Raw genomic sequence first — 23687 nt, 5'->3', positions numbered from 1 at the left:
GGGGGCCGCCGTCGTGCTAAATGCACGTCGGTAACAATGCGTTTATTGATTAACGGCCAGCCAGGGGAAGGCTGACCGAATGCACTATGCGCCTGCCGCCAGCAGCAGGTCTGCGATCGCGTTGAAGCCTTTTTCCCGCGCCAGCTCGAGCGGGGTTTTGCCGTATTTATCGGTCATGTGCGGGTTCGCGCCGTGATCGAGCAGCAGCTTCACAATTTCCTGCTGCTTTGCGCCGCCGTCGTTTAATACGATGGCCTCCAGCAGCGGCGTCCAGCCGACAAAATTGGTGTGGTTGACGTTGATGTCGGTTTTTTCCAGCAGCTCACGCACGATTTCAACGTGCCCTTTTTCACTGGCAGGGGTAATGCCCACGCCGCCAAAGCGCGTCAGACGATCGAGATCCGGATTTGCCGGAAGGACAATGCGCAGCAGGGTTAAATCATTGGTCAGGCAGCCGATCAGGAAGGGGTTAAAACAGGTCTGGTCCTGTTTATCAATATCCGCCCCGGCGGCAATTAAAAACTCCACACAGGCGTAATGCTTTTTCAGGCTGGCAATAATAATGGCGGTTCTTTTCTGGCGGTTGGTCGCGTTAATATCCACGCCTTTCTCCAGGCAGGCTTTTAGCGCGTCGATATTGCCCTCTTCTGCCGCCAGCAGAAATTCTGTAACCAGTGCAGTTGCAGACATATTCAGACTCCCTATGTTTCACTTCTGATGACCTGAGAATAGCAACAGCCTGGTCATAAAAGAATCCGCTTAAAAATGATTCATCGACACGCAATTCATTGTTGAGTTAAATTCAACAGTCCGGGAGAAATGTGCGTCTGTGCAACCTTTTTCTTATGTTTTACCGCTTTTATGCGCTTCAGGCTGCATTATCCTTATGGCTGAAAAAGCCTTACACAGCGCGGTTCTACGTAAAAATCCAGAACTGTGATCGACATCAACTATGATGTAACGCCGCTGTTAAAATATGTTCAAAACTGATGGTCACCAGGAGCCATAATATGAATTCCATCTTTACCGAAGAGAATTTGCTGGCCTTCACCACCGCGGCACGTTTTGGCAGTTTTAGCAAAGCGGCTGCCGAGCTGGGCGTGACCACCTCCGCCATCAGCTACACCATCAAACGCATGGAGACCGGACTGGACGTGGTGCTGTTTGTACGCAACACGCGCAGCATTGAGCTGACCGAATCCGGTTTTTATTTTTATCGTAAAGCGACCGACCTGCTGAATGACTTTCATGCCATCAAGCGCGGGATTGATACCATTTCTCAGGGCATTGAGACGCGGGTGCGCATCTGCATAAATCAGCTTTTGTATACGCCACGCCATACCGCGCGTTTGCTCCAGGTGCTGAAAAAACAGTTTCCCACCTGCCAGATCACAGTGACGACCGAGGTGTATAACGGCGTCTGGGATTCCATCATTAATAATCAGGCCAATATCGCCATTGGCGCGCCGGATACGCTGCTGGACGGCGGCGGCATTGATTACACCGAGATAGGGGCGATCCGCTGGGTATTTGCCATCGCGCCCACGCATCCGCTGGCGTTCGCCCCGGAGCCCATTTCCGAAAGTCAGCTGCGTCTGTATCCCAATATCATGGTCGAGGACACCGCGCATACCATCAACAAGAAGGTGGGCTGGCTGCTTCACGGTCAGGAGGCGATTCTGGTGCCGGACTTCAACACGAAATGCCAGTGTCAGATCCTGGGGGAAGGTATTGGCTTTTTACCGGAATATATGACGCGTGAGGCGGTGGAGGACGGGCTGCTGGTAACGCGGCGGATCAATAATCCACGTCAGGATTCGCGCATGCTGCTCGCCACGCAGCATGCGGCGACCGGTCAGGTCACGCGCTGGATCAAACAGCAGTTTGGCCCGGAAGGCGTGCTGACCCGGATCTACAGTGACTTACTGTGGCGTACCTAGCTCTTCGTCTGAACCCAAAACGCGTGGATAAGACCGGGGAAGTAGCCCAGGATGGTCAGAAGGATATTCAGAATAAACGCCCAGCCCAGCCCCTTGCCAAGCAGCACGCCCAGCGGCGGGAGAATAATCGTAAAAACAACGCGCCAAAAACCCATAAAAAACTCCGTGCAAGCTAACCAATTGAAAATTATAAAAGACACTTCTCTAAGCGTAGCCAGTTTACGGTTAACTGCCATGCGTCTCTCGCGCTTTTACCTGCCTTTACCCTCTTTACACTGGCTTAAACCCCCGCCTTAAATGCTCTACTGTTCTGAAATTGACCTTAAGGAAACGCAATGTCTCTTTCTCTTATTTCGCCGCAGCAGGCAAACGCGCTGATTGCTGAAAGTGATGCCGTGGAACCGACGTACCTGATAAGGAGTATCTGAAAGATTAGGCTGTACCCCGCCCCCGGACGTGGGCTATGGTGAAGATCATGACAATGATGAGGAGGTGCTATGTTTTCTGTCGGTGATTATGTCCAACCGCGTCAGGGCGGTCCGAAACTGAAAGTGCTCGAAGTGAATGGTGAAAACATTGTGGCTGTGCAGGCCAGCAATGAGCAGGGCGAGAAATATCACCTGAAAGCGGCGGACGTGGTTCTGTACTCCGAAGACGGTGACTTTGGCGTCTGCTAAGTCAATAATCGGGCGGAATACACCGCCCGAATAATCATCAGATCAGGAAATCTTCCAGCGATTTACCATTTGCCAGTGCGGTTGCAATTGGCTTTGGCGTACGCCCCTGGCCGGTCCAGGTTTTTTCTTCACCGTTCGCGTCAATAAAACGATATTTCGCCGCACGCGCTTTACGTTTTTTCGTCGGCTGACCCGCCTGCGCCAGATCACTGCCTAACAGATCGCTCGGAGAAATACCGTCAGCTTTCATCAGTTCCAGCAGAGCATTAATTTTATCCTGCTGTTCAGCGCGTTGACGCTCTAATTCAGCCTGCTCGCTGCGTTTTTCTTCAGTGACAATCCGGAATTTTTCCAGCACTTCTTCCAGAACATCCATGGATAATTCACGTGCCAGCGCCCGGAGGGTACGAATATTATTAAGATTCTGTAACGTTAAAGCCATAATAATGAAAAACCTTTCTTCGTGTGTATAACATAAATCAGGCAACAGAATAATTGATTTTTGTTCTGATATCTACCCACCCTGACGTTTTGACATTATTGTAAATGTTTTAGAATATCCCGTTAATATAACCCCGAAATATATGTCTGTTTTAATGCGTAATATACCGCCCTTCCCCAGGCCAAAAACCCCTGTTTAAAACAGTTCAAAAAACCGCCTCCACTCTCCCACACAACAGAGGTTTTACACGCGCACTGATAAACTAATCCATTGATTTATTTTAACAAAAGATGGACAGGGAGAGAAAATAACGAAGCGCGCAAAAAACGCACAACTTTAGAGAATTTTATGGCTAAAGCGCCTTCAAATAAAAATTAATCACTACTTGTTAGTTAAAAGCCAGAGAGATACGCTATACACTCATAGCAAACCAACCTAAAGCACTAAAGGCCGCAGGTAAAACGCCACTTTTTTGTCCTGTTCGAGGGGTTCAGACATGTTCTCACCGCAGTCTCGCCTGCGCCATGCGGTAGCGGATACGTTCGCGATGGTCGTTTACTGTTCCGTCGTGAATATGCTGATTGAAATTTTCCTGTCGGGAATGTCCTTTGAGCAATCCCTCTCGTCGCGCCTGGTGGCCATTCCGGTGAATATCATGATTGCCTGGCCGTACGGCCTGTATCGCGATGCAGTGATGCGTTTAGCCCGGCGTATTAGCCCGGCGGGTTGGGTAAAAAACCTGGCGGACGTGCTGGCTTACGTAACGTTCCAGTCCCCGGTGTATGTGGTTATTTTGCTGACGGTGGGCGCAGACTGGCATCAAATCGCCGCTGCGGTAAGTTCAAATATCGTGGTATCCATGCTGATGGGTGCGGTGTACGGTTACTTTCTTGACTACTGCCGCCGCCTGTTTAAAGTCAGCCCTTATAGCCAGGCAAAAGCGTAAGGTAAGGCGACTGGCTCAGGCCAGTCGCAGAGTTATTGTACGTCGCCAAACAGCCCTTTCAGGAACCGCTCCAGCGCCATACGCGAGCTGAAACCGTGCGGAATACCATAATGTTCATGCGTCTCGCCGCCTAAATAGAGCGGAAATTGCTGATAATGATCGCAGGTTTTAATATCCGAGGCGGGCTCAGCAAATGACAGGCTTCTGTCTTTGAGTGTCGGGTGAATAATGAGAGCAGTACGCCCCATTCTTGCTTCACGGTTGACGTAAACATAATTCTCACCACGGCGATATCCGTACGCTTTTGATGTTACCTCATCCATGGTGAACCCTTCTTTTTCAAGAACGCGCGCCACCTCATCGGGTCGTAAATACATATCTTTTCCTCATTATCATTCCTGCCCGGCAACCTTACAGTATTCAGCATTAGCAGGGCTTTCAGAATATTCCATAAACTGCCCGATAAGCCGTGACTCGCTTCAGATATTACATTTCTGGACTAAACTAAACGGGAACACAAATTATGGAGGATCGTATGTTTAACAGACCGAACCGAAACGATATTAATGACGACACACAGGATATTCGTAACGATGTCAGCCAATTAGCGGACACGCTGGAAGCCGTATTGAAATCCTGGGGCTCTGACGCGAAGGACGAAGCAGATGCCGCGAAACGTAAGGCTCAGTCTCTGCTGCGTGAAACGCGGGCAAGGATGAATGGCCGCTCACGTACCACTCAGGCGGCCTGCGACATGGCCAGCTGCGCCACCACCTTCGTACGTGAAAAACCACTTTGTACGCTGGGAACGGTCGCGGCGGTCGGGATTTTTGTCGGCGCCCTGCTTAGCTTGCGTAAGTAAGCGCGCGTTCTCAGCCCCGGTCGCCTCAGGCGCCGGGGCTTTTCTTTGCCTGACAGCCTGAAAAACCCGCACAGCCCGCCCTGCCCCGCCAGGCTCATCGTTGGGGCCTTATTAATCTGTATTTCCCATATCTTGTGTGGTTGAAACTTATCGCAACTACATCTAGTATTCCCTTTAGAAAGACACACACAACATGACGCGTTTACTCGCGCCGTTCTCTCATTCTAAATGGAAATACGAATCATGAGCATTATTATTTACACTCGTAACGATTGTGTTCAGTGCCACGCCACGAAACGGGCGATGGAGAGCCGCGGCGTGGCATTTGAGATGGTCAATATTGATCAGGTGCCCGACGCGGCAGACACCCTGCGGGCGCAGGGTTTCCGTCAGCTTCCGGTTGTCGTTGCCGGCGACACCAGCTGGTCTGGCTTCCGTCCGGACATGATCAACCGCCTTGCCGCTCAGGGCGTCAGTGCATGAGCACGCTGGTCTACTTTTCCAGCAGCTCGGAAAACACGCTTCGGTTTATGGAGCGTCTCGGGCTGCCCGCGATACGCATTCCGCTGAACGAGCGGGAGCGTATTCAGGTAGACGAACCCTACATTCTGGTGGTGCCCAGCTATGGAGGTGGCGGCACCGCAGGGGCTGTGCCTCGTCAGGTGATCCGCTTTCTGAACGATCCCCATAACCGGCAGCTGATTCGCGGCGTGATCGCCGCAGGCAATCGCAACTTCGGCGAGGCCTTTGCCCGCGCCGGGGATGTCATCTCTCAAAAATGCGGCGTGCCGTATCTCTATCGTTTTGAACTGATGGGGACACAGCAGGACGTAGAGAACGTGCGTAAAGGAGTGAACGAATTTTGGCAACGACAACCGCAGAACGCGTGATTCAGGCGACGCCGGATTACCACGCATTAAACGCCATGCTAAACCTCTATGACCGCGAGGGGCGCATTCAGTTTGGCAAAGATCATGAGGCGGTGGACGCCTTTTTTGCCGCTCATGTACGCCCGAACAGCGTCGTCTTTGGCAGCCAGCAGGAACGTCTCGACTGGCTGGTAAAAGAGGGTTATTACGAAGAGCGTGTCCTGACACGCTACGACCGCGCCTTCGTGGTGGCATTGTTTGAACGGGCGCACGCCAGCGGTTTTCGCTTCCAGACGTTTCTCGGCGCGTGGAAGTATTACACCAGCTACACCCTGAAAACCTTTGACGGCAAACGCTATTTAGAAAGCTTTGAAGATCGGGTGGTGATGGTGGCGCTGACGCTGGCGCAGGGCGATGAAGCGCTGGCCGAAAGACTCACGGAGGAGATCCTCTCCGGTCGCTTCCAGCCCGCCACGCCAACGTTCCTTAACTGTGGGAAAGCCCAGCGCGGCGAACTGGTCTCCTGCTTCCTGCTGCGTATTGAAGACAATATGGAGTCGATTGGCCGTGCGGTGAATTCGGCGCTACAGCTTTCGAAACGCGGCGGCGGCGTGGCGTTTCTGCTTTCGAACCTGCGGGAAGCGGGCGCGCCGATTAAGCGCATCGAAAACCAGTCTTCCGGCGTCATCCCGGTGATGAAGATGCTGGAAGATGCCTTCTCATACGCCAACCAGCTTGGCGCACGTCAGGGCGCGGGTGCGGTTTATCTGCACGCGCACCACCCGGACATTCTGCGTTTTCTGGATACCAAACGTGAAAACGCCGACGAAAAGATCCGCATCAAAACCCTGTCGCTTGGCGTGGTGATCCCGGATATCACGTTTAAGCTGGCTAAAGAGAATGCCGACATGGCGCTCTTCTCACCGTATGACGTTGAGCGGATTTACGGCAAAGCCTTTGGCGACGTGGCGATAAGCGAGCTGTACGACGAGCTGGTGGCCGACGATCGCATTCGCAAAAAAACCATCAACGCCCGCGATTTCTTCCAGACGCTGGCTGAAATTCAGTTTGAGTCCGGCTATCCGTACATCATGTACGAGGACACGGTGAACCGCGCGAACCCGATTGCCGGGCGCATCAACATGAGCAATCTGTGCTCGGAGATTTTGCAGGTCAACAGCGCGTCCAGCTACGACGAGAACCTCGACTACGCGGACGTGGGCAAGGATATCTCCTGTAACCTCGGGTCGCTAAATATTGCCCATACCATGGATTCACCCGATTTTGGCCGCACGGTAGAGACCGCCATTCGCGGGCTGACGGCGGTATCGGACATGAGCCACATCCGCAGCGTACCGTCCATTGAGGCGGGCAACGCCGCGTCGCATGCCATCGGCCTTGGGCAGATGAACCTGCACGGCTATCTGGCGCGGGAGGGCATCGCCTACGGTAGCCCGGAAGGGCTGGATTTCACCAACCTTTATTTCTACACCATCACCTGGCATGCGCTGCATACCTCGATGATGCTGGCGCGCGAACGCCACCAGCGGTTCGCAGGCTTTGAGCAGTCCCGCTACGCCAGCGGAGAGTATTTCAGCCAGTATCTGGAAGGCGACTGGCAGCCGAAAACCGAAAAAGTACGCGCGCTGTTTGCCCGCGCTGGCATCACCCTGCCGACGCGTGAGATGTGGCAACAGCTGCGTGAAGAGGTGATGCGCTACGGCATTTATAACCAGAACCTTCAGGCGGTGCCGCCAACCGGCTCCATTTCCTATATCAATCACGCCACGTCGAGCATCCACCCCATCGTGTCGAAGATTGAAATCCGTAAGGAAGGCAAAACCGGGCGTGTCTACTACCCTGCCCCGTTTATGACCAACGAGAATCTGGCGCTGTACCAGGACGCCTATGAGATTGGCCCGGAAAAGATCATTGATACCTACGCCGAGGCGACTAAACATGTGGATCAGGGGCTGTCGCTGACGCTCTTCTTCCCGGACACCGCCACCACGCGGGATATCAACAAAGCGCAGATCTATGCCTGGAAGAAAGGCATCAAAACGCTGTACTACATTCGCCTGCGCCAGCTCGCGCTGGAAGGCACCGAAATTGAAGGCTGCGTGTCCTGCGCGCTGTAAGGAGAAAGGATGAAACTGTCACGCGTAAGTGCCGTTAACTGGAACAAAATTCAGGATGATAAAGACCTGGAGGTCTGGAACCGCCTGACCAGCAACTTCTGGCTGCCGGAAAAGGTCCCGCTCTCCAACGATATTCCGGCCTGGCAAACTCTGAGCCATGCCGAGCAGCAGCTGACAATCCGCGTCTTTACCGGCCTGACGCTGCTGGACACCATTCAGAATACCGTGGGTGCGCCCGCGCTGATGAGCGACGCGCTAACCCCGCACGAAGAGGCGGTAATGTCGAATATCAGCTTTATGGAGGCGGTGCATGCCCGCTCTTACAGCTCGATTTTCTCCACCCTGTGCCAGACCAGAGACGTGGACGCGGCCTACGCCTGGAGTGAAGAGAGCGCGTCATTGCAGCGCAAGGCAGATCTGGTGCTGGAATATTACCGGGCCGACGAGCCGCTGAAGAAGAAGATCGCCAGCGTGTTCCTGGAATCTTTCCTCTTCTATTCCGGCTTCTGGCTGCCTATGTACTGGTCGAGCCGGGGCAAGCTCACCAACACCGCCGATTTGATTCGCCTCATCATCCGCGATGAAGCGGTACACGGGTATTACATCGGCTATAAGTATCAGAAAGGGCTGGAGAAAGTCAGCGCGGAAAAACGCGAGGAACTCAAAGGTTTTGCCCTCGATTTACTGATGGATCTGTATGACAACGAGCTGAGCTATACCGAAGAGCTGTACGCCGGAACGGGCTGGGAAGAGGACGTAAAAGCCTTCCTCTGCTATAACGCCAACAAGGCGCTGATGAACCTGGGCTACGAAGCGTTATTCCCACCAGAAATGGCGGAGGTGAACCCGGCGATCCTCGCGGCGCTGTCGCCCAACGCCGATGAAAACCACGACTTCTTTTCCGGGTCCGGCTCGTCGTACGTGATGGGTAAAGCGGTGGAAACGCAAGACGAGGACTGGGATTTTTAATGAATGAATTAACGTTCATTAATTAACTCTGCATTTCATTATTTCCAGCCGAATATTCCACTACGTACTACACTGTAATTTCCCCGTCATATTCGCCTGAATCACACCGATTCAGGCGAAATTTCCCGATGCAGCAGCAAAAAATTGAGAAAAATTCAAACCGCCCTCAGCCCTTTATTCATGGGAAATTCAGCCGTTTCGCTTGCGGCAAAATTCCGCCCTCAGGCCGGTCCAGGGTTGTCTCAGATTCTGAGTATGTTAGGGTAATGCCAGTTAACTATTTACCATGGTAATCATATCGACATAAACAAATAACAGGACACTCTCTATTGCATGGCAATTAAATTAGAAGTGAAAAATCTTTATAAAGTATTTGGCGAGCACCCGCAGCGCGCATTCAAATATATTGAGAAAGGCCTTACGAAAGAGCAAATTCTGGAAAAAACCGGGCTATCGCTTGGCGTTAAAGACGCCAGTCTGGCCATTGAAGAAGGCGAGATTTTTGTCATCATGGGATTATCCGGTTCGGGTAAATCCACTATGGTTCGCCTTCTCAATCGCCTGATTGAACCCACCCGCGGACAGGTGCTGATAGACGGCGTGGATATCGCCAGAATATCAGACGCAGATCTCCGCGAGGTGCGCAGAAAGAAAATTGCGATGGTGTTTCAGTCATTTGCACTGATGCCGCACATGACGGTACTCGATAATACCGCCTTTGGCATGGAGTTAGCCGGCACGCCCGCTCAGGAACGTCAGGAAAAAGCCCTTGATGCACTGCGTCAGGTCGGGCTGGAAAATTATGCTCATGCGTATCCGGATGAACTCTCCGGCGGTATGCGTCAGCGTGTGGGATTAGCGCGCGCATTAGCGATTAATCCGGACATCTTATTAATGGACGAAGCCTTCTCAGCGCTCGATCCCTTAATTCGCACCGAGATGCAGGATGAGCTGGTAAAATTACAGGCCAAACATCAGCGCACCATTGTTTTTATTTCTCACGATCTGGATGAAGCCATGCGTATTGGCGACCGTATCGCCATTATGCAAAATGGTGAAGTGGTGCAGGTCGGCACACCGGATGAAATTCTCAATAATCCGGCGAATGATTATGTGCGCACCTTCTTCCGCGGCGTGGATATTAGCCACGTATTCAGTGCGAAAGATATTGCCCGTCGAACACCAAACGGCATTATTCGTAAAACGCCAGGTTTTGGCCCGCGCTCCGCGCTGAAGCTGTTGCAGGACGAAGACCGTGAATACGGTTATCTGGTTGAACGCGGCAATAAATTTGTCGGCGTGGTCTCCATTGACTCTCTGAAAACCGCCCTGAGCGAAAACCAGGGAATCGATGCGGCGTTGATTGACGCTCCGCTTGCCGTGGACGCCGAAACGCCGCTCAGCGAGTTGCTCTCTCACGTGGGTCAGGCGCCGTGCGCCGTGCCGGTCGTCGGTGAAGAACAACAGTACGTTGGCATCATCTCAAAACGGATGCTGCTACAGGCTTTAGATCGCGAGGGGACAAACAATGGCTGATCAATCAAACCCATGGGGCACCACTGAAGCAGCGGACAGCGCGGCGCAATCTGCCGATGCGTGGGGGTCGACGCCTGCGCCTGCCGATGGCGGCGGCGCGGCAGACTGGCTCAACAGCGCACCAGCGCCTGCCCCAGAGCATTTCAATATTATGGATCCGTTCCACAAGACGCTGATCCCGCTGGATAGCTGGGTAACGGAGGGGATCGACTGGGTCGTTACCCACTTCCGTCCGGTGTTCCAGGGGATCCGCATCCCGGTGGATTACATCCTGAACGGCTTCCAGCAGCTGATGCTGGGCATGCCCGCGCCGGTGGCGATTATCCTGTTCTCGCTGATCGCATGGCAGTTCGGCAGCGCGGGTATGGGGATCGCCACGCTCATCTCCCTGATTGCCATCGGCGCGATTGGCGCGTGGTCTCAGGCGATGATCACCCTGGCGCTGGTGCTGACCGCCCTGCTGTTCTGCGTGGTGATCGGCCTGCCGATGGGGATCTGGCTGGCGCGCAGCCCCCGGGCCGCGAAGATTATTCGCCCGCTGCTGGATGCGATGCAGACCACGCCAGCGTTCGTTTACCTGGTGCCTATCGTCATGCTGTTCGGCATCGGTAACGTACCGGGGGTGGTCGTGACCATTATCTTCGCCCTGCCACCGATTATTCGCCTGACCATTCTGGGCATTAACCAGGTGCCTGCGGATCTGATAGAGGCATCGCGCTCGTTCGGCGCCAGCCCGCGTCAGATGCTGTTTAAGGTTCAGCTTCCGCTGGCGATGCCGACCATTATGGCAGGTGTTAACCAGACGCTGATGCTGGCGCTGTCGATGGTGGTGATCGCCTCGATGATTGCCGTTGGCGGGTTAGGTCAGATGGTACTGCGCGGCATTGGCCGTCTCGATATGGGGCTGGCGACCGTCGGCGGCGTCGGGATTGTGATCCTCGCCATCATTCTTGACCGCCTGACCCAGGCTGTCGGTCGTGATTCACGTAGTCGCGGCAACCGTCGCTGGTACACCACCGGCCCTGTCGGGTTACTCACCCGCCCATTTACAAAATAAGGAACAACGATGCGACATAACGTACTTTTTGCCACAGCGTTTGCGACCCTTGTCTCCACCAGCGCAGTTGCCGCTGACCTGCCGGGCAAAGGCATTACCGTGCAGCCGGTGCAGAGCACCATTTCGGAAGAGTCCTTCCAGACCCAGATTGTCAGCCGTGCGCTGGAGAAACTGGGCTATACGGTGAATACCGCCAGCGAAGTGGATTACAACGTGGGCTATACCTCCATTGCCTCCGGTGACGCCACCTTTACCGCCGTGAACTGGCAGCCGCTGCACGACGACATGTATGCCGCCGCAGGCGGTGACAAGAAATTCTACCGCGAAGGCACCTTTGTGACCGGCGCTGCGCAGGGATATCTGATCGACAAGAAAACCGCCGATAAATATCACATCACCAATATTGAACAGCTGAAAGATCCGAAGATCGCAAAACTGTTTGATACCAACGGTGACGGTAAAGCCGACATGATGGGCTGTTCGCCGGGCTGGGGCTGTGAAGCGGTGATTAACCACCAGAACAAAGCCTTCGATCTGGCGAAGACCGTCGACGTGAGCCACGGCAATTACTCTGCGATGATGGCCGACACCATCGCCCGCTTTAAAGAAGGCAAGCCGGTGATCTACTACACCTGGACGCCGTACTGGGTGAGCGACGTGCTGAAGCCGGGCAAAGACGTGGTGTGGTTGCAGGTGCCCTTCTCCTCCCTGCCAGGCGAGCAGAAAGATATCGACACCAAACTGCCAAACGGCATGAACTATGGCTTCCCGGTGAACACCATGCATATTGTGGCGAACAAAGCCTGGGCCGAGAAAAACCCGGCGGCGGCGAAGCTGTTCTCGGTGATGAAACTGCCGCTGGCAGACATTAACGCCCAGAACGCGATGATGCACGCGGGTAAATCATCCGAAGCTGATATCAAAGGCCACGTGGATGGCTGGATCAAAGCCCACCAGCAGCAGTTCGATGGGTGGGTGAAAGAGGCGCTTGAGGCGCAGAAGTAAAACATTTTCCCTCACCCTAACCCTCTCCCAGGGGAAGAGGGAACGATGACCACCCTCTCCCCCTGGGAGAGGGTCGGGGTGAGGGGATCAAACCGCCCCCAACCTTAACCGCACAATCCACCACGTAACAATTCCCCAACATTCACCATCATTGGTTATTATGTTTCCGGAAAAATAATCACTTAACTCACGATTCCTGAAACTAATGACAAAAACAACTCAAGGGCTTAGCCCCGCACTCATCCTTTTAATGTCCGTGGCAACGGGTCTGGCCGTCGCCAGCAACTATTACGCACAACCACTGCTCGACACCATCGCACGCGCCTTCGATCTTTCAGCCAGCTCCGCCGGGTTTATTGTCACCGCCGCACAGCTCGGCTATGCGGCCGGGCTGCTGTTCCTGGTGCCATTAGGCGATATGTTTGAGCGCCGGATGCTTATCGTCTCCATGACGCTGCTGGCGGCGGGCGGGATGTTGATCACCGCCAGCAGCCAGTCGTTAACGATGATGATTATCGGCACCGCGCTGACGGGGCTGTTCTCGGTGGTGGCGCAAATTCTGGTTCCCCTCGCCGCGACGCTGGCTTCCCCGGAAAAACGCGGCAAAGTGGTCGGCACTATCATGAGCGGCCTGCTGCTGGGCATCCTGCTGGCGCGAACCGTTGCCGGGCTGCTGGCGAGCCTCGGCGGCTGGCGCACCGTTTACTGGGTGGCGAGCGTGCTGATGGTTATCATGGCGCTGGCCCTGTGGCGCGGCCTGCCAAGGGTGAAGCAGGAAAATCACCTGAACTATCCGCAGCTCCTCGCCTCCGTTTTCAGCCTCTTTACCCGGGATAAACTCCTGCGCACGCGCGCCATTCTGGGGTGTCTCACCTTCGCTAACTTCAGCATCTTATGGACGTCGATGGCGTTTCTGCTCGCCGCACCGCCGTTTAACTACTCAGAAGGCGTGATTGGCCTTTTCGGGCTGGCAGGCGCGGCTGGCGCACTGGGCGCGCGCCCGGCGGGTGGGCTGGCCGACAAAGGCAAATCTCATATGACCACCTCCGCAGGGCTGGTTTTACTCCTGCTCTCCTGGGCGGCCATCTGGTACGGACATGTCTCCGTGCTGGCGCTGATTGTCGGTATTCTGGTGCTCGACCTCACCGTGCAGGGTGTACATATCACCAACCAGACCGTGATTTACCGCGTGAAGCCGGATGCCCGTAACCGTCTGACGGCCGGGTACATGACCAGCTACTTTATCGGCGGCGCGGCGGGCTCGCTAATCTCAGCCTCCGCCTGGCAGCACGCGGGCTGGACGGGCGTATGCGCCATCGGCGCCATCGTCGCGGCGATAAATCTGCTGGTATGGTGGCGCGGCTATCACCGTCAGGAAGCAATTCACTAAGTTTTACATTGCTTTGGGCCCCCTGGGGTGTAAAGGGGGCCTGCATCTGTTAAGGTAACGGTAATCATTTATCCCAGAAATTTTACTGTGGGTGACATATTTACTACCGGCATGAATAGTTCAGACCCCTGTCCTCACATCCCCTCTTTCGCGGGTACACACCCCACGCTCTCTGTGCTCACCGGGTCACGGATTTACCCGGCGCTTTCTGATGGTGACATACGTTTGGCGGATATAACCGCACAAATAATTCATTTACATTATTTGTCACTGTCGTTACTATATCGGCTGTAATTAATGAGGTTATGCCCAAAATGGATAGTTCGTTTACGCCCATTGAACAAATGCTTAAGTTCCGCGCCAGTCGTCATGAGGACTTCCCGTATCAGGAAATCCTGCTGACCCGCCTGTGCATGCACATGCAGGGTAAGCTGCTGGAAAATCGTAACAAGATGCTGAAAGCGCAGGGGATTAACGAGACGTTGTTTATGGCGTTGATTACGCTGGAGTCTCAGGAAAATCACAGCATTCAGCCGTCGGAACTGAGCTGTGCGCTGGGGTCATCCCGTACCAATGCGACCCGTATCGCGGATGAACTGGAAAAGCGCGGCTGGATTGAACGCCGTGAAAGCGATAACGATCGCCGCTGCCTGCATCTGCAACTGACCGAGAAAGGTCACGAATTCTTGCGCGAAGTGCTGCCACCGCAGCACAACTGCCTGCACCAGCTCTGGTCTGCCCTCAGCACCGCCGAGCGCGACCAGCTTGAGCACATTACTCGCAAGCTGCTCACCCGTCTGGACCAGATGGATGAAGACGGCGTCATCCTTGAGGCGCTGCGCTAACGCGACGATCCGCTCAACATTCCAGATTGCTAAAAAGAAAAACTGACAGGCCAGCACGTGAAACTGCTGGCCTTTCTGACAACAGGTCGGCTCAGCCGATGTGAAAATAAAAAGATCGTGGAGAACAACAATGAGCGCAAATGCGGAGAACACCCTCCCGCAGCAACCGGCCAACAAAAAGGGCAAACGTAAGAGCGCCCTTATTCTGCTGACCTTGCTCTTTATTATTATTGCCGTGGCATATGGGATCTATTGGTTTTTAGTCTTGCGTCATGTTGAAGAGACAGACGATGCATACGTGGCAGGGAATCAGGTTCAAATCATGGCCCAGGTGTCAGGCAGCGTGACGAAAGTCTGGGCTGATAACACCGACTTTGTGAAAAAAGGCGATGTGCTGGTCACGCTCGACCCGACCGACGCCCAACAGGCGTTTGAAAAAGCACAGACGGCGCTGGCCTCCAGCGTTCGCCAGACCCGCCAGCTGATGATCAACAGCAAGCAGCTTCAGGCCAATATCGACGTGCAGAAAACGGCCCTGGCTCAGGCGCAGAGCGACCTCAATCGTCGTGTTCCTCTCGGCACCGCCAACCTGATTGGCCGTGAAGAGTTGCAGCACGCCCGCGACGCGGTGGCCAGCGCACAGGCGCAACTGGACGTGGCGATCCAACAGTACAACGCTAATCAGGCGATGGTGCTGGGTACCTCTCTGGAAAACCAGCCAGCGGTGAAACAGGCGGCGACCGAAGTGCGTAACGCATGGCTTGCCCTGCAACGTACCAAAATCGTCAGCCCGATGACCGGCTACGTTTCCCGTCGTTCCGTACAGCCAGGGGCGCAGATTAGCACCACCACGCCGCTGATGGCGGTCGTTCCGGCAAACAATCTGTGGGTCGATGCGAACTTCAAAGAGACCCAGCTGGCGCATATGCGTATCGGCCAGACCGCGACCGTGGTCAGCGATATTTACGGCGATGACGTCAAGTACACCGGAAAAGTGGTCGGTCTGGACATGGGGACCGGCAGCGCGTTCAGCCTGCTGCCTGCACAGAACGCCACCGGCAACTGGATCAAAGTGGTACAGCGCTTGCCTGTGCGTATCGAGCTGGATCCTAAGCAGCTGGCAGACCATCCGCTGCGAATTGGCCTTTCCACGCTGGTGACGGTCGATACCGCCAACCGCGACGGTCAGATCCTCGCAAGCCAGGTGCGCAGTACGCCAGCTTATGAAAGTAACGCCCGTGAAATTAGCCTCGATCCGGTCAATAAGCTGATCGATGACATCGTGAAGGCAAACGCCGGTTAAGCCGAAGGTGAGCGTTATGCAACAGCAAAAGCCGCAAAAACCGCTGGAGGGGGCGCAGCTGGTCATTATGACCATTGCGCTGTCGCTGGCGACATTCATGCAGGTGCTGGACTCCACCATCGCAAACGTGGCGATCCCTACGATCGCCGGGAACCTTGGCTCATCGCTGAGCCAGGGGACCTGGGTCATTACCTCGTTCGGGGTGGCGAACGCCATCTCCATTCCCATCACCGGCTGGCTGGCGAAGCGCGTCGGTGAAGTGAAGCTGTTCCTCTGGTCGACGATCCTGTTCGTGCTGGCCTCCTGGGCCTGCGGCATGTCCAGCAGCCTGACGATGCTGATTTTCTTCCGCGTCATCCAGGGGATTGTCGCCGGGCCGTTGATTCCGCTGTCGCAGAGTTTGCTGCTGAACAACTATCCGCCCGCCAAGCGCTCCATCGCGCTCGCGCTGTGGTCGATGACGGTGATCGTCGCCCCAATTTGCGGGCCAATCCTCGGCGGCTATATCAGCGATAACTATCACTGGGGCTGGATCTTCTTCATCAACGTGCCCATCGGTGCGCTGGTGGTGCTGATGACGCTACAGTCTCTGCGTGGTCGCGAAACGCGGACCGAACAGCGGCGGATCGACGGCATCGGGCTGGCACTGCTGGTTGTCGGCATCGGCAGCCTGCAAATCATGCTCGACCGCGGCAAAGAGCTGGACTGGTTTGCCTCTACGGAAATCATTGTGCTGACGGTGGTCGCCGTGGTGGCCATCAGCTTCCTGATTGTCTGGGAGCTGACGGACGATAATCCGATAGTCGACCTCTCGCTGTTTAAATCGCGAAACTTCACCATCGGCTGCCTCTGTATCAGTCTCGCCTATATGCTCTACTTCGGCGCGATTGTTCTGCTGCCGCAGCTGTTGCAGGAGGTGTACGGCTATACCGCAACCTGGGCGGGGCTGGCCTCCGCGCCGGTGGGGTTAATTCCGGTTCTGCTGTCGCCGATTATTGGCCGTTTCGCCCATAAGCTCGACATGCGCAGGCTGGTGACGTTCAGCTTCATCATGTACGCCGTGTGCTTCTACTGGCGCGCGTATACGTTTGAACCGGGAATGGACTTTGGCGCCTCCGCGTGGCCGCAGTTTATTCAGGGCTTCGCCGTAGCGTGCTTCTTTATGCCGCTGACCACCATTACGCTTTCCGGCTTACCGCCTGAGCGGATGGCGGCGGCATCGAGCCTGTCGAACTTCACCCGTACGCTGGCGGGCTCCATCGGGACTTCGATCACCACCACGCTGTGGACCAACCGGGAATCGATGCACCATGCTCAACTCACCGAAGCGGTGAACCCGTTCAACCCTAACGCTCAGCAGATGTATAGCCAGCTTGAGGGGATGGGGATGACGGAGCAGCAGGCGTCCGGCTGGCTTGCCCAGCAGATCACCAACCAGGGGCTGATTATCTCGGCAAACGAGATTTTCTGGATATCGGCGGGGATCTTCATCGTCCTGCTGGGGCTGGTGTGGTTTGCCAAACCACCGTTTGGGGCCGGTAGCGGGGGCGGTGGGGCGCACTAGCCCTGTGCACGGGTTGCCGGGTGGCGGCTACGCCTTACCCGGCCTACGATCGTAGGCCCGGTAAGCGCAGCGCCACCGGGCAACAATCGCCCCCCTTGTCCAAAACGCGACAGCGATTGTCAGTTCCGATAAAGCAGCGCGCCTGAAATCGATTCACGATAGTGAAAAGACAACAGGAGCGCACCATGCTGAACACACCCGCCGAAAAATACCAGCCTTACCCCACCCTTTCGTTGCCCGACCGCCGCTGGCCGGAGCAGATTATCACCCGCGCCCCGCGCTGGCTCTCGACCGACTTACGCGACGGTAACCAGGCGCTGGCCGAGCCGATGGACAGCGCGCGCAAGCTGCAATTCTGGGATCTGCTGCTGAGCTGCGGGTTTAAAGAAATCGAAGTCGCCTTCCCGTCCGCCTCGCAGACGGACTTCAATTTTGTGCGTCAGCTGATTGAGGAGAACCGCATCCCGGATGACGTCACCATTCAGGTGTTAACGCAGGCGCGGGACGATCTTATCCGTCGCACTTTCGACTCCCTGCGCGGCGCGAAGCAGGCCACCGTTCACCTGTATAACGCCACCGCCCCGCTGTTCCGCCGTCTGGTATTCGGCATGGAGAAAGCGCAAATCGTCGAGCTGGCGACGCGCGCGACGCGCCTGATTCGTCAGCTGTGTGAAGAGAACCCTGACACCCGCTGGCAGTACGAGTACTCCCCGGAAACCTTCTGCTTTACCGAACCGGAGTTTGCGCTGGAGATTTGTGAAGCCGTGGCGGAGATCTGGCAGCCGTGCGCGGCGCGTCCGATGATCGTCAACCTGCCCGCTACCGTCGAGGTGAGCACGCCGAACGTCTATGCCGACCAGATCGAGTATTTCTGCCGCCACTTCAGCCGCCGCAGTGACGTCTGTATCAGCGTGCACCCGCATAACGATCGCGGTACCGGCGTCGCCAGCGCAGAGCTGGCCGTCATGGCCGGGGCTGACCGCGTGGAGGGCTGCCTGTTTGGTAACGGTGAGCGCACGGGCAACGTCTGCCTGGTGACGCTGGCGATGAACCTCTACAGCCAGGGCATTAGCCCGAATCTGGATTTCAGTGATATGAATCGGGTGGTTGAAACGGTAGAAACCTGCAACCAGCTGCCCGTCCATCCGCGCCATCCGTGGGCGGGTCGTCTGGCTTACACCGCCTTCTCCGGCTCGCACCAGGATGCCATCAAGAAAGGTTTCGATGCCCGTAAGCCTGGCGAACGCTGGGAGATGCCCTATCTGCCCGTCGACCCGCAGGATATTGGCTGTACCTATGAAGCGGTGATCCGCGTGAACAGCCAGTCAGGAAAAAGCGGAAGCGCCTGGCTTATTGAGCAAAACCACGGCCTGAAATTGCCTCGCGCCCTGCAACAGGATTTTAGCCAGCACGTGCAGCAGGAAACGGATAACCATGGAAAAGAGATGACGCAGAATGCGCTCTGGCAGCTGTTCCGCGCCCGCTACGGCCTGGTGGCGAGCCCGCCATTAGCGCTGCAATCGTACCGCAGCGACAGCCAGCAGGACGGCCAGCTGCGGCTGACGGCAAGCGTCGCCACGCAAGGGGGCACCCGCCAGCTGGAAGGCCAGGGAAACGGTTTGCTCTCCGCCGCCGCTCACGGCTTAAGCCGCTGGATCAACGCACCGTTTGTGATCAAGGATTATCACGAACATACGTTAGGCGAACGCAGCGACAGCCGCTCGGTGGCCTATATCCGCTGCCTGTTCCAGGATGGGACCAGCCGCTGGGGCGTGGGCATCGACAGCGACGTGGCACGCGCGTCGATTCAGGCGCTTTTTAACGCGGTCAGTCGTTCCTGAAGTAATCGCTGGGTGAGAGACCCATTACCCGGCGAAACATTGCCGTAAAGGCGCTGTGGCTGCCATACCCCAGATCCAGCGCCACGCGTAATACCGGCTGGCCCTGTGCCAGCCGCACTAAGGCTTCCAGCAGTCGCGCCCTTCTCACCCACTCGCCGTAGCTCAGGCCTGTCTGCTGCTGAAAATGGCGGTTCAGCGTGCGTTCGCTCATCCCCACAATACCTGCGGCCTGGGCGCTGCTCCAGCTTTCTCCCGGGGCCATTCGAATCTGCTGGCAGAGGTGGCGCAGCGCTTCGCTTTCCGGCTCGGGCAGGTGAAACGGCAGTACCGGCATGAGGCGAATTTCATCGAGGATCAGCTCATAAACACGTTCATCGCGGCTTCCGGGTGCGTAAGATTCAGGAAGCGTAAGGGAGGTCAGGATCAGCTCGCGCAGCAGGGGCGAGATCTGCACGATCTGGCAGGTCGCCGGAAGATCGGCGCGCGCCAGCGGGTCGATAAACAGCGTGCGGGCAGCAACGTTGCCGGTGATGCGCAAGGCGTGCTGCGTACCCGCAGGTAGCCAGACGCCGCGACCGGGCGGCACCACCCAGCAGCCGGATGCGGTATCGACCCGCACGACGCCGGTGAGGCTGTGCAGGAGCTGCGCGCAGTCGTGCTGATGCCACGGCTCGCTGTCGCCATGAGCATAATCATGCGAAAACGGCACAAGCGGGCGATGGGTAAAGGAGAAGGTGGTGGTTGTCGTCATCAGGATTGTAGGCCCGGTCAGCGAAGCGCCACCGGGCATCCACAGGCACGATACTAAATGTGCAGTTCCTGAAGTTTTTCTTTTGGCAGGGCCAGCTCGTCATTGCTGTTTACACGAACATCACGTTCGATGATATGACGGGCAATCTCCTGAGCTTCTTCCAGAGAGTGCATCTGGTAAGTGCCGCACTGGTAAACGTTCAGCTCAGGGATCTGGTTCTGCTCTTTCACCTTCAGCACGTCTTCCATCGCCGCTTTCCACGCATCCGCGACGCGTTTCTCATCAGGCTGACCAATCAGGCTCATGTAGAAACCGGTGCGGCAGCCCATCGGAGAGATATCGATGATCTCCACGCCGTTGCCGTTCAGGTGGTCGCGCATGAATCCGGCGAACAGGTGTTCCAGCGTGTGAATGCCTTTCTCTGGCATCACTTCTTTATTGGGCACGCAGAAGCGCAGGTCGAAAACGGTGATCGTGTCGCCGTGCGGCGTGTTCATGGTCTTCGCCACGCGGACTGCTGGTGCTTCCATACGGGTATGGTCGACAGTAAAGCTATCTAATAACGGCATACGTCACCTCCGATAGTGATTTTTTTAAAATAAACTGAACTCTTCTACAGAATGCGCGTCTGAGTATATGAAAGACGCGCATTTGTTATCATCATCCCTGAATTCAGAGATGTATATTTTGGCCACAGCGATGTGGCCTTTTTCTTTTTGGTTCAGGCCTGCTTCGCCAGAAACGCCTCAAACGACTCCGTATCCGCCGCTTCGACCTCTTTCTGACGCACAACGGACGCATCACGCTCTGTCACAAAATCCGCTTCGCTCAGGATCTCTAACGGCTCCTGCATCAGCATCTCACGGTACTCCGCTGAGAGTGAACGCCCTGTGCCACCAATTCCCTGCTCAATCATAGAACGCAGAATACGTGCTGAGAATGTCAGTTCCGGGTTATCAAAGCTTTCAACCAGTTCGTCGCAGACCTTCTGGTAAGCTTCGCCGCCGTACACGCTGTCCAGCGTCTGGGCTACGCGCTTCAGGTCATGGAACAGATCCTTCCCTACCTTAGACAGTGGGAACTGAGCCGTTTCACAGCCAATACCTAACGTCAGACCCGGCTTGCGCCCTTCCAGAATCACGCGATTCCAGTTGGCACGGGTACACAGCAGTTCGTCGGAACTCATTTCCGGCGCATCCGCCAGTACGCACCAGACCATAAACAGGTCAAGGAAGCGAATCTGCTGCTCGTCAACGCCAATCGGTGAGAACGGGTTGATATCCAGCGAGCGCACTTCAATGTATTCGATCCCGCCGCGCTGTAGCGCATCCGACGGCGTTTCACCGCTGCGCGTCACGCGCTTCGGACGAATCGGCGCATACAGTTCATTTTCAATCTGCAACACGTTAGTGTTAATTTGCAGGCGCTTACCGTCTTTTTCGAGGCCGATTTTTTCGTACTCTTCCGACGGGGTTTTTATCGCCCGCTTCAAGCCTGCCACATATTCGTGCAGATCGTTAAACGTAATTCCGAGATTACTTTGCGATTTATTGGTATAGCCAAGGTCGCTCAGGCGCAGGGAGGTCGCATACGGCAGGTAATACATGCCACATTCGGTCTTCTCGAACGGCAGCGTGGTCGGTTTCCCTTGCAGGAACGAAGAACAGACGGCCGGTGACGCGCCGAACAGATACGGAATAACCCAGCCAAAACGGTAGTAGTTGCGGATCAGGCGGAAGTAACCCGCGGAGATCGCTTCTTTATCCGTTTCACCGCACTTCGCCTGCCAGAACGCCATCGGCAGAGAAAAGTTGTAGTGCACGCCAGAGATCGTCTGCATCAGTGCGCCGTAGCGATTTTTCAGTCCTTCGCGATACAGCGTTTTCAGCCGACCAATATTCGAGGTGCCGTACTGCGCCAGCTCGATATCCTGCCCCTGCTCGATATAGCACGGCATGCTGAGCGGCCACATACGCTCGTCGCCGAGGTTGCGGGCGGTGAAGCGATGCACGTCGCGCATGATCGTCAGCATATGATCAATATCACCGTCTACTGGCGTGATGAACTCCAGCAGCGCTTCGGCGAAATCGGTTGTGATCCATTTATGTGTCAGCGCCGAGCCTAACGCCTTCGGGTGTCCCGTAGTCGCTAAGCTACCATCCGCATTTACGCGCAGCGTTTCGCGCTCAAGCCCACGCTGAATACCCTTCAGTGCCTGAGGGTGATTTTCCAGCCAGGCCAGCGCCTGTGATACGTCCGGGATCAATTTGACCTCCCGCCTGTCAAAAAATTGTCACTCAGCATAATTGTAATGGTTGACGATTGAAGGTCGCGAATTCATTCCACCAATTAGTGCCACCACGTCATACCCTGTAGTGTTACCCATGCCAGTAAAACATAGCGTAACGCCTTGCCAAGGCACAAAAAAAAGAGCACCGGTCCCCAGGAAATGCGCATCCATCCCGCCAGCAGACACAGTAAATCGCCTATTACAGGCATCCAGCTTAATAACAGCGTGGCAGCGCCATAGCGTTTTAGCCAGCCGACTGCCTTTTCCTGCCAGCGAGATTTTTCGCGTAGCGGAAAGAAACGTCCAAGAATAACGTTAGTCAGCCCTCCAAGGCTATTACCCATTGTTGCTATTAAGACCAGCAACCAGGGCTGACTTACACCGGACAACAGCATCGCCACCAGCACCACTTCCGAATTCCCCGGTAAGAGGGTGGAGCTTAAAAAACTGCTGGCGAATAATGAAGCGAGTGACAGCGCGTCACTCACAGTAAGCGAACGTCCACCGCCGCCATTCCGGCATCACGCGCGGCCTGAATGCCAAAATCAGCATCTTCAAACACCACGCATTTTGCAGGTGGAACACCCATTAATTCTGCACAGAGCAGGAAGGTATCCGGTGCGGGTTTGTGATGTTTAACATGATCGGCGGCAACGACGGCAGAAAAATAGTGGCGCAGGCCAAGGTGGTTGAGTAGCGCTTCAGCAATCGCGCTCTCGCTGCCCGTACCGACAGACATAGGACGACGCCCGTGCCACTCCTTGACGACGTCAATGAGTGGTAAAGGCTGCACGGTGTCTAACAGTATGGCTTTTACCGCGTCGGTTTTTTCACGCGCGAGCTGATGCGGGTCGAGATCGGCCTGATTCAGCTCAATCACGGCCTGTGCGATACGCCAGGTGGGCGATCCATTGAGGGCAATCATCGCCTGTAAATCGAAACGCATACCGTAACGGCCCAGGACTTCGGTCCAGGCCTGACGATGCGTGGGTTCGGTATCCAGGAGGGTGCCGTCCATGTCGAAGATCAAACCGTCATACTGTGCGTACATCGTGCTCTCGCTAAACGATTAACAAAGCATTACTTTATCGTAAAAGGGGATCTTTGTCGCTGACAGAGAGAGTGATTGCTGACGAAACGTCGAAGGAATAAACAAAGGAGGAGAATATGGTGCATCCGGGAGGATTCGAACCTCCGACCGCTCGGTTCGTAGCCGAGTACTCTATCCAGCTGAGCTACGGATGCATCGGGATTTACTGCTG

General features: G+C 55.5%; 25 protein-coding genes and 1 tRNA gene. 16 read left to right on the top strand and 10 right to left on the bottom strand.

The features are described 5' to 3' along the window. Window positions 1–84: 84 nt before the first annotated feature. The gene (locus SK54_RS07210; RefSeq protein WP_015571649.1) at window positions 85–690 is read right to left on the bottom strand and encodes an ankyrin repeat domain-containing protein; all 606 of its coding nucleotides are present in this window, start codon (window positions 688–690) and stop codon (window positions 85–87) included. A gap of 320 nt (window positions 691–1010) precedes the next feature. Between SK54_RS07210 and SK54_RS07205 the strand changes: the two genes are divergently transcribed. Continuing rightward, complete coding sequence (locus SK54_RS07205; protein ID WP_015571650.1) at window positions 1011–1940, top strand: LysR substrate-binding domain-containing protein; 930 nt, start codon at window positions 1011–1013, stop codon at window positions 1938–1940. Here the strand turns inward: SK54_RS07205 and SK54_RS07200 are convergent. Next, window positions 1937–2095 carry a YqaE/Pmp3 family membrane protein gene (locus SK54_RS07200; protein ID WP_003862203.1) on the bottom strand — a complete coding sequence of 53 codons (159 nt, stop codon included), beginning with the start codon at window positions 2093–2095 and terminating at the stop codon, window positions 1937–1939. The genes SK54_RS07205 and SK54_RS07200 overlap by 4 nt on opposite strands. A 342-nt stretch (window positions 2096–2437) precedes the next feature. On the opposite strand from SK54_RS07200, the gene SK54_RS07195 reads away from it, so the two are divergent. Then, window positions 2438–2617, top strand: coding sequence for a YodC family protein (locus SK54_RS07195; protein ID WP_015571651.1), 180 nt, complete (start codon window positions 2438–2440; stop codon window positions 2615–2617). 37 nt (window positions 2618–2654) lie between these two features. Here the strand turns inward: SK54_RS07195 and stpA are convergent, their stop codons facing one another. After that, entirely contained in the window at window positions 2655–3059 is a 405-nt protein-coding gene (stpA, locus tag SK54_RS07190) for a DNA-binding protein StpA (protein WP_017382768.1), read from the bottom strand. 496 nt (window positions 3060–3555) lie between these two features. Here stpA and alaE point away from each other — a divergent pair, with 496 nt between their 5' ends. Continuing rightward, a complete protein-coding gene (alaE, locus tag SK54_RS07185) occupies window positions 3556–4005 on the top strand; it encodes an L-alanine exporter AlaE (protein ID WP_015571653.1) in 450 nt (149 codons plus the stop codon). A 32-nt stretch (window positions 4006–4037) separates the two neighbouring features. Here alaE and SK54_RS07180 read toward each other — a convergent pair whose 3' ends face one another. Next, on the bottom strand, window positions 4038–4382 hold the full coding sequence (locus SK54_RS07180) for a DUF2002 family protein (protein ID WP_006811693.1): 345 nt from the start codon (window positions 4380–4382) through the stop codon (window positions 4038–4040). Between the two features lie 158 nt (window positions 4383–4540). On the opposite strand from SK54_RS07180, the gene SK54_RS07175 reads away from it, so the two are divergent. The 13 genes from SK54_RS07175 (at window position 4541) to leuA (ending at window position 19384) form a co-directional block, all read left to right on the top strand. Further along, on the top strand, window positions 4541–4867 hold the full coding sequence (locus SK54_RS07175) for an ElaB/YgaM/YqjD family protein (protein ID WP_017382769.1): 327 nt from the start codon (window positions 4541–4543) through the stop codon (window positions 4865–4867). Between the two features lie 243 nt (window positions 4868–5110). After that, on the top strand, window positions 5111–5350 hold the full coding sequence (gene nrdH, locus SK54_RS07170; RefSeq protein ID WP_017382770.1) for a glutaredoxin-like protein NrdH: 240 nt from the start codon (window positions 5111–5113) through the stop codon (window positions 5348–5350). Then, on the top strand, window positions 5347–5757 hold the full coding sequence (gene nrdI / locus SK54_RS07165) for a class Ib ribonucleoside-diphosphate reductase assembly flavoprotein NrdI (protein ID WP_015571656.1): 411 nt from the start codon (window positions 5347–5349) through the stop codon (window positions 5755–5757). Before nrdH ends, nrdI begins: the two co-directional genes overlap by 4 nt. Further along, window positions 5730–7874, top strand: coding sequence for a class 1b ribonucleoside-diphosphate reductase subunit alpha (nrdE, locus tag SK54_RS07160; protein WP_032669334.1), 2145 nt, complete (start codon window positions 5730–5732; stop codon window positions 7872–7874). The genes nrdI and nrdE overlap by 28 nt, the downstream gene beginning before the upstream one ends. A gap of 9 nt (window positions 7875–7883) precedes the next feature. Beyond that, window positions 7884–8843 carry a class 1b ribonucleoside-diphosphate reductase subunit beta gene (nrdF, locus tag SK54_RS07155; protein WP_017382773.1) on the top strand — a complete coding sequence of 320 codons (960 nt, stop codon included), beginning with the start codon at window positions 7884–7886 and terminating at the stop codon, window positions 8841–8843. 333 nt (window positions 8844–9176) lie between these two features. Further along, on the top strand, window positions 9177–10379 hold the full coding sequence (proV, locus tag SK54_RS07150) for a glycine betaine/L-proline ABC transporter ATP-binding protein ProV (protein WP_015571658.1): 1203 nt from the start codon (window positions 9177–9179) through the stop codon (window positions 10377–10379). After that, the gene (gene proW / locus SK54_RS22470) at window positions 10372–11436 is read left to right on the top strand and encodes a glycine betaine/L-proline ABC transporter permease ProW (protein ID WP_015571659.1); all 1065 of its coding nucleotides are present in this window, start codon (window positions 10372–10374) and stop codon (window positions 11434–11436) included. Before proV ends, proW begins: the two co-directional genes overlap by 8 nt. A 9-nt stretch (window positions 11437–11445) precedes the next feature. After that, window positions 11446–12441, top strand: coding sequence for a glycine betaine/L-proline ABC transporter substrate-binding protein ProX (gene proX / locus SK54_RS22465; RefSeq protein ID WP_017382774.1), 996 nt, complete (start codon window positions 11446–11448; stop codon window positions 12439–12441). 205 nt (window positions 12442–12646) lie between these two features. Next, the gene (locus SK54_RS07135) at window positions 12647–13831 is read left to right on the top strand and encodes an MFS transporter (protein WP_023304299.1); all 1185 of its coding nucleotides are present in this window, start codon (window positions 12647–12649) and stop codon (window positions 13829–13831) included. Between the two features lie 314 nt (window positions 13832–14145). Next, on the top strand, window positions 14146–14676 hold the full coding sequence (emrR, locus tag SK54_RS07130; protein ID WP_017694792.1) for a multidrug efflux transporter EmrAB transcriptional repressor EmrR: 531 nt from the start codon (window positions 14146–14148) through the stop codon (window positions 14674–14676). 130 nt (window positions 14677–14806) lie between these two features. After that, window positions 14807–15979, top strand: a complete 1173-nt coding sequence (emrA, locus tag SK54_RS07125; protein ID WP_017382776.1) for a multidrug efflux MFS transporter periplasmic adaptor subunit EmrA — start codon at window positions 14807–14809, stop codon at window positions 15977–15979. Window positions 15980–15995: 16 nt separating this feature from the next. Next, window positions 15996–17543: a multidrug efflux MFS transporter permease subunit EmrB gene (gene emrB, locus SK54_RS07120; RefSeq protein ID WP_006811709.1), complete on the top strand. Its 1548-nt coding sequence runs from the start codon at window positions 15996–15998 to the stop codon at window positions 17541–17543. Between the two features lie 185 nt (window positions 17544–17728). Continuing rightward, window positions 17729–19384, top strand: coding sequence for a 2-isopropylmalate synthase (gene leuA / locus SK54_RS07115; RefSeq protein WP_017382777.1), 1656 nt, complete (start codon window positions 17729–17731; stop codon window positions 19382–19384). Here the strand turns inward: leuA and SK54_RS07110 are convergent. The 6 genes from SK54_RS07110 to SK54_RS07085 all read right to left on the bottom strand — a co-directional run bounded on the left by SK54_RS07110 (window position 19371) and on the right by SK54_RS07085 (window position 23670). After that, window positions 19371–20135 (bottom strand): AraC family transcriptional regulator, encoded by a 765-nt coding sequence (locus tag SK54_RS07110; RefSeq protein WP_003862181.1) that lies wholly within the window; start codon window positions 20133–20135, stop codon window positions 19371–19373. The genes leuA and SK54_RS07110 overlap by 14 nt on opposite strands. Window positions 20136–20188: 53 nt before the next feature. Continuing rightward, window positions 20189–20704 carry an S-ribosylhomocysteine lyase gene (gene luxS / locus SK54_RS07105; RefSeq protein WP_017382778.1) on the bottom strand — a complete coding sequence of 172 codons (516 nt, stop codon included), beginning with the start codon at window positions 20702–20704 and terminating at the stop codon, window positions 20189–20191. Window positions 20705–20856: 152 nt separating this feature from the next. Beyond that, window positions 20857–22401, bottom strand: coding sequence for a glutamate--cysteine ligase (gene gshA, locus SK54_RS07100; protein ID WP_023304302.1), 1545 nt, complete (start codon window positions 22399–22401; stop codon window positions 20857–20859). 83 nt (window positions 22402–22484) lie between these two features. Beyond that, entirely contained in the window at window positions 22485–22913 is a 429-nt protein-coding gene (locus SK54_RS07095) for a YqaA family protein (protein WP_017692791.1), read from the bottom strand. Beyond that, window positions 22910–23476, bottom strand: coding sequence for a fructose-1-phosphate/6-phosphogluconate phosphatase (gene yqaB, locus SK54_RS07090; RefSeq protein WP_015571665.1), 567 nt, complete (start codon window positions 23474–23476; stop codon window positions 22910–22912). The genes SK54_RS07095 and yqaB overlap by 4 nt, the downstream gene beginning before the upstream one ends. A 117-nt stretch (window positions 23477–23593) precedes the next feature. Then, window positions 23594–23670: transfer RNA gene (locus SK54_RS07085), tRNA-Arg, on the bottom strand. Window positions 23671–23687 lie beyond the last annotated feature (17 nt).

It is taken from the genome of Enterobacter sp. MGH120 (assembly GCF_001037725.1).
GTDB classification, from domain to species: Bacteria; Pseudomonadota; Gammaproteobacteria; order Enterobacterales; family Enterobacteriaceae; genus Enterobacter; species Enterobacter hormaechei_C.
This window is presented reverse-complemented; position numbering and strand designations above follow the sequence as displayed.

Bases quoted from the DNA above. Each gene is read 5' to 3' on its own strand.
- SK54_RS07210 (WP_015571649.1), bottom strand. From the start codon at position 690: ATGTCTGCAACTGCACTGGTTACAGAATTTCTGCTGGCGGCAGAAGAG.
- SK54_RS07205 (WP_015571650.1), top strand. From the start codon at position 1,011: ATGAATTCCATCTTTACCGAAGAGAATTTGCTGGCCTTCACCACCGCG.
- SK54_RS07200 (WP_003862203.1), bottom strand. From the start codon at position 2,095: ATGGGTTTTTGGCGCGTTGTTTTTACGATTATTCTCCCGCCGCTGGGC.
- SK54_RS07195 (WP_015571651.1), top strand. From the start codon at position 2,438: ATGTTTTCTGTCGGTGATTATGTCCAACCGCGTCAGGGCGGTCCGAAA.
- stpA (WP_017382768.1), bottom strand. From the start codon at position 3,059: ATGGCTTTAACGTTACAGAATCTTAATAATATTCGTACCCTCCGGGCG.
- alaE (WP_015571653.1), top strand. From the start codon at position 3,556: ATGTTCTCACCGCAGTCTCGCCTGCGCCATGCGGTAGCGGATACGTTC.
- SK54_RS07180 (WP_006811693.1), bottom strand. From the start codon at position 4,382: ATGTATTTACGACCCGATGAGGTGGCGCGCGTTCTTGAAAAAGAAGGG.
- SK54_RS07175 (WP_017382769.1), top strand. From the start codon at position 4,541: ATGTTTAACAGACCGAACCGAAACGATATTAATGACGACACACAGGAT.
- nrdH (WP_017382770.1), top strand. From the start codon at position 5,111: ATGAGCATTATTATTTACACTCGTAACGATTGTGTTCAGTGCCACGCC.
- nrdI (WP_015571656.1), top strand. From the start codon at position 5,347: ATGAGCACGCTGGTCTACTTTTCCAGCAGCTCGGAAAACACGCTTCGG.
- nrdF (WP_017382773.1), top strand. From the start codon at position 7,884: ATGAAACTGTCACGCGTAAGTGCCGTTAACTGGAACAAAATTCAGGAT.
- proV (WP_015571658.1), top strand. From the start codon at position 9,177: ATGGCAATTAAATTAGAAGTGAAAAATCTTTATAAAGTATTTGGCGAG.
- proW (WP_015571659.1), top strand. From the start codon at position 10,372: ATGGCTGATCAATCAAACCCATGGGGCACCACTGAAGCAGCGGACAGC.
- proX (WP_017382774.1), top strand. From the start codon at position 11,446: ATGCGACATAACGTACTTTTTGCCACAGCGTTTGCGACCCTTGTCTCC.
- SK54_RS07135 (WP_023304299.1), top strand. From the start codon at position 12,647: ATGACAAAAACAACTCAAGGGCTTAGCCCCGCACTCATCCTTTTAATG.
- emrR (WP_017694792.1), top strand. From the start codon at position 14,146: ATGGATAGTTCGTTTACGCCCATTGAACAAATGCTTAAGTTCCGCGCC.
- emrA (WP_017382776.1), top strand. From the start codon at position 14,807: ATGAGCGCAAATGCGGAGAACACCCTCCCGCAGCAACCGGCCAACAAA.
- emrB (WP_006811709.1), top strand. From the start codon at position 15,996: ATGCAACAGCAAAAGCCGCAAAAACCGCTGGAGGGGGCGCAGCTGGTC.
- leuA (WP_017382777.1), top strand. From the start codon at position 17,729: ATGCTGAACACACCCGCCGAAAAATACCAGCCTTACCCCACCCTTTCG.
- SK54_RS07110 (WP_003862181.1), bottom strand. From the start codon at position 20,135: ATGACGACAACCACCACCTTCTCCTTTACCCATCGCCCGCTTGTGCCG.
- luxS (WP_017382778.1), bottom strand. From the start codon at position 20,704: ATGCCGTTATTAGATAGCTTTACTGTCGACCATACCCGTATGGAAGCA.
- yqaB (WP_015571665.1), bottom strand. From the start codon at position 23,476: ATGTACGCACAGTATGACGGTTTGATCTTCGACATGGACGGCACCCTC.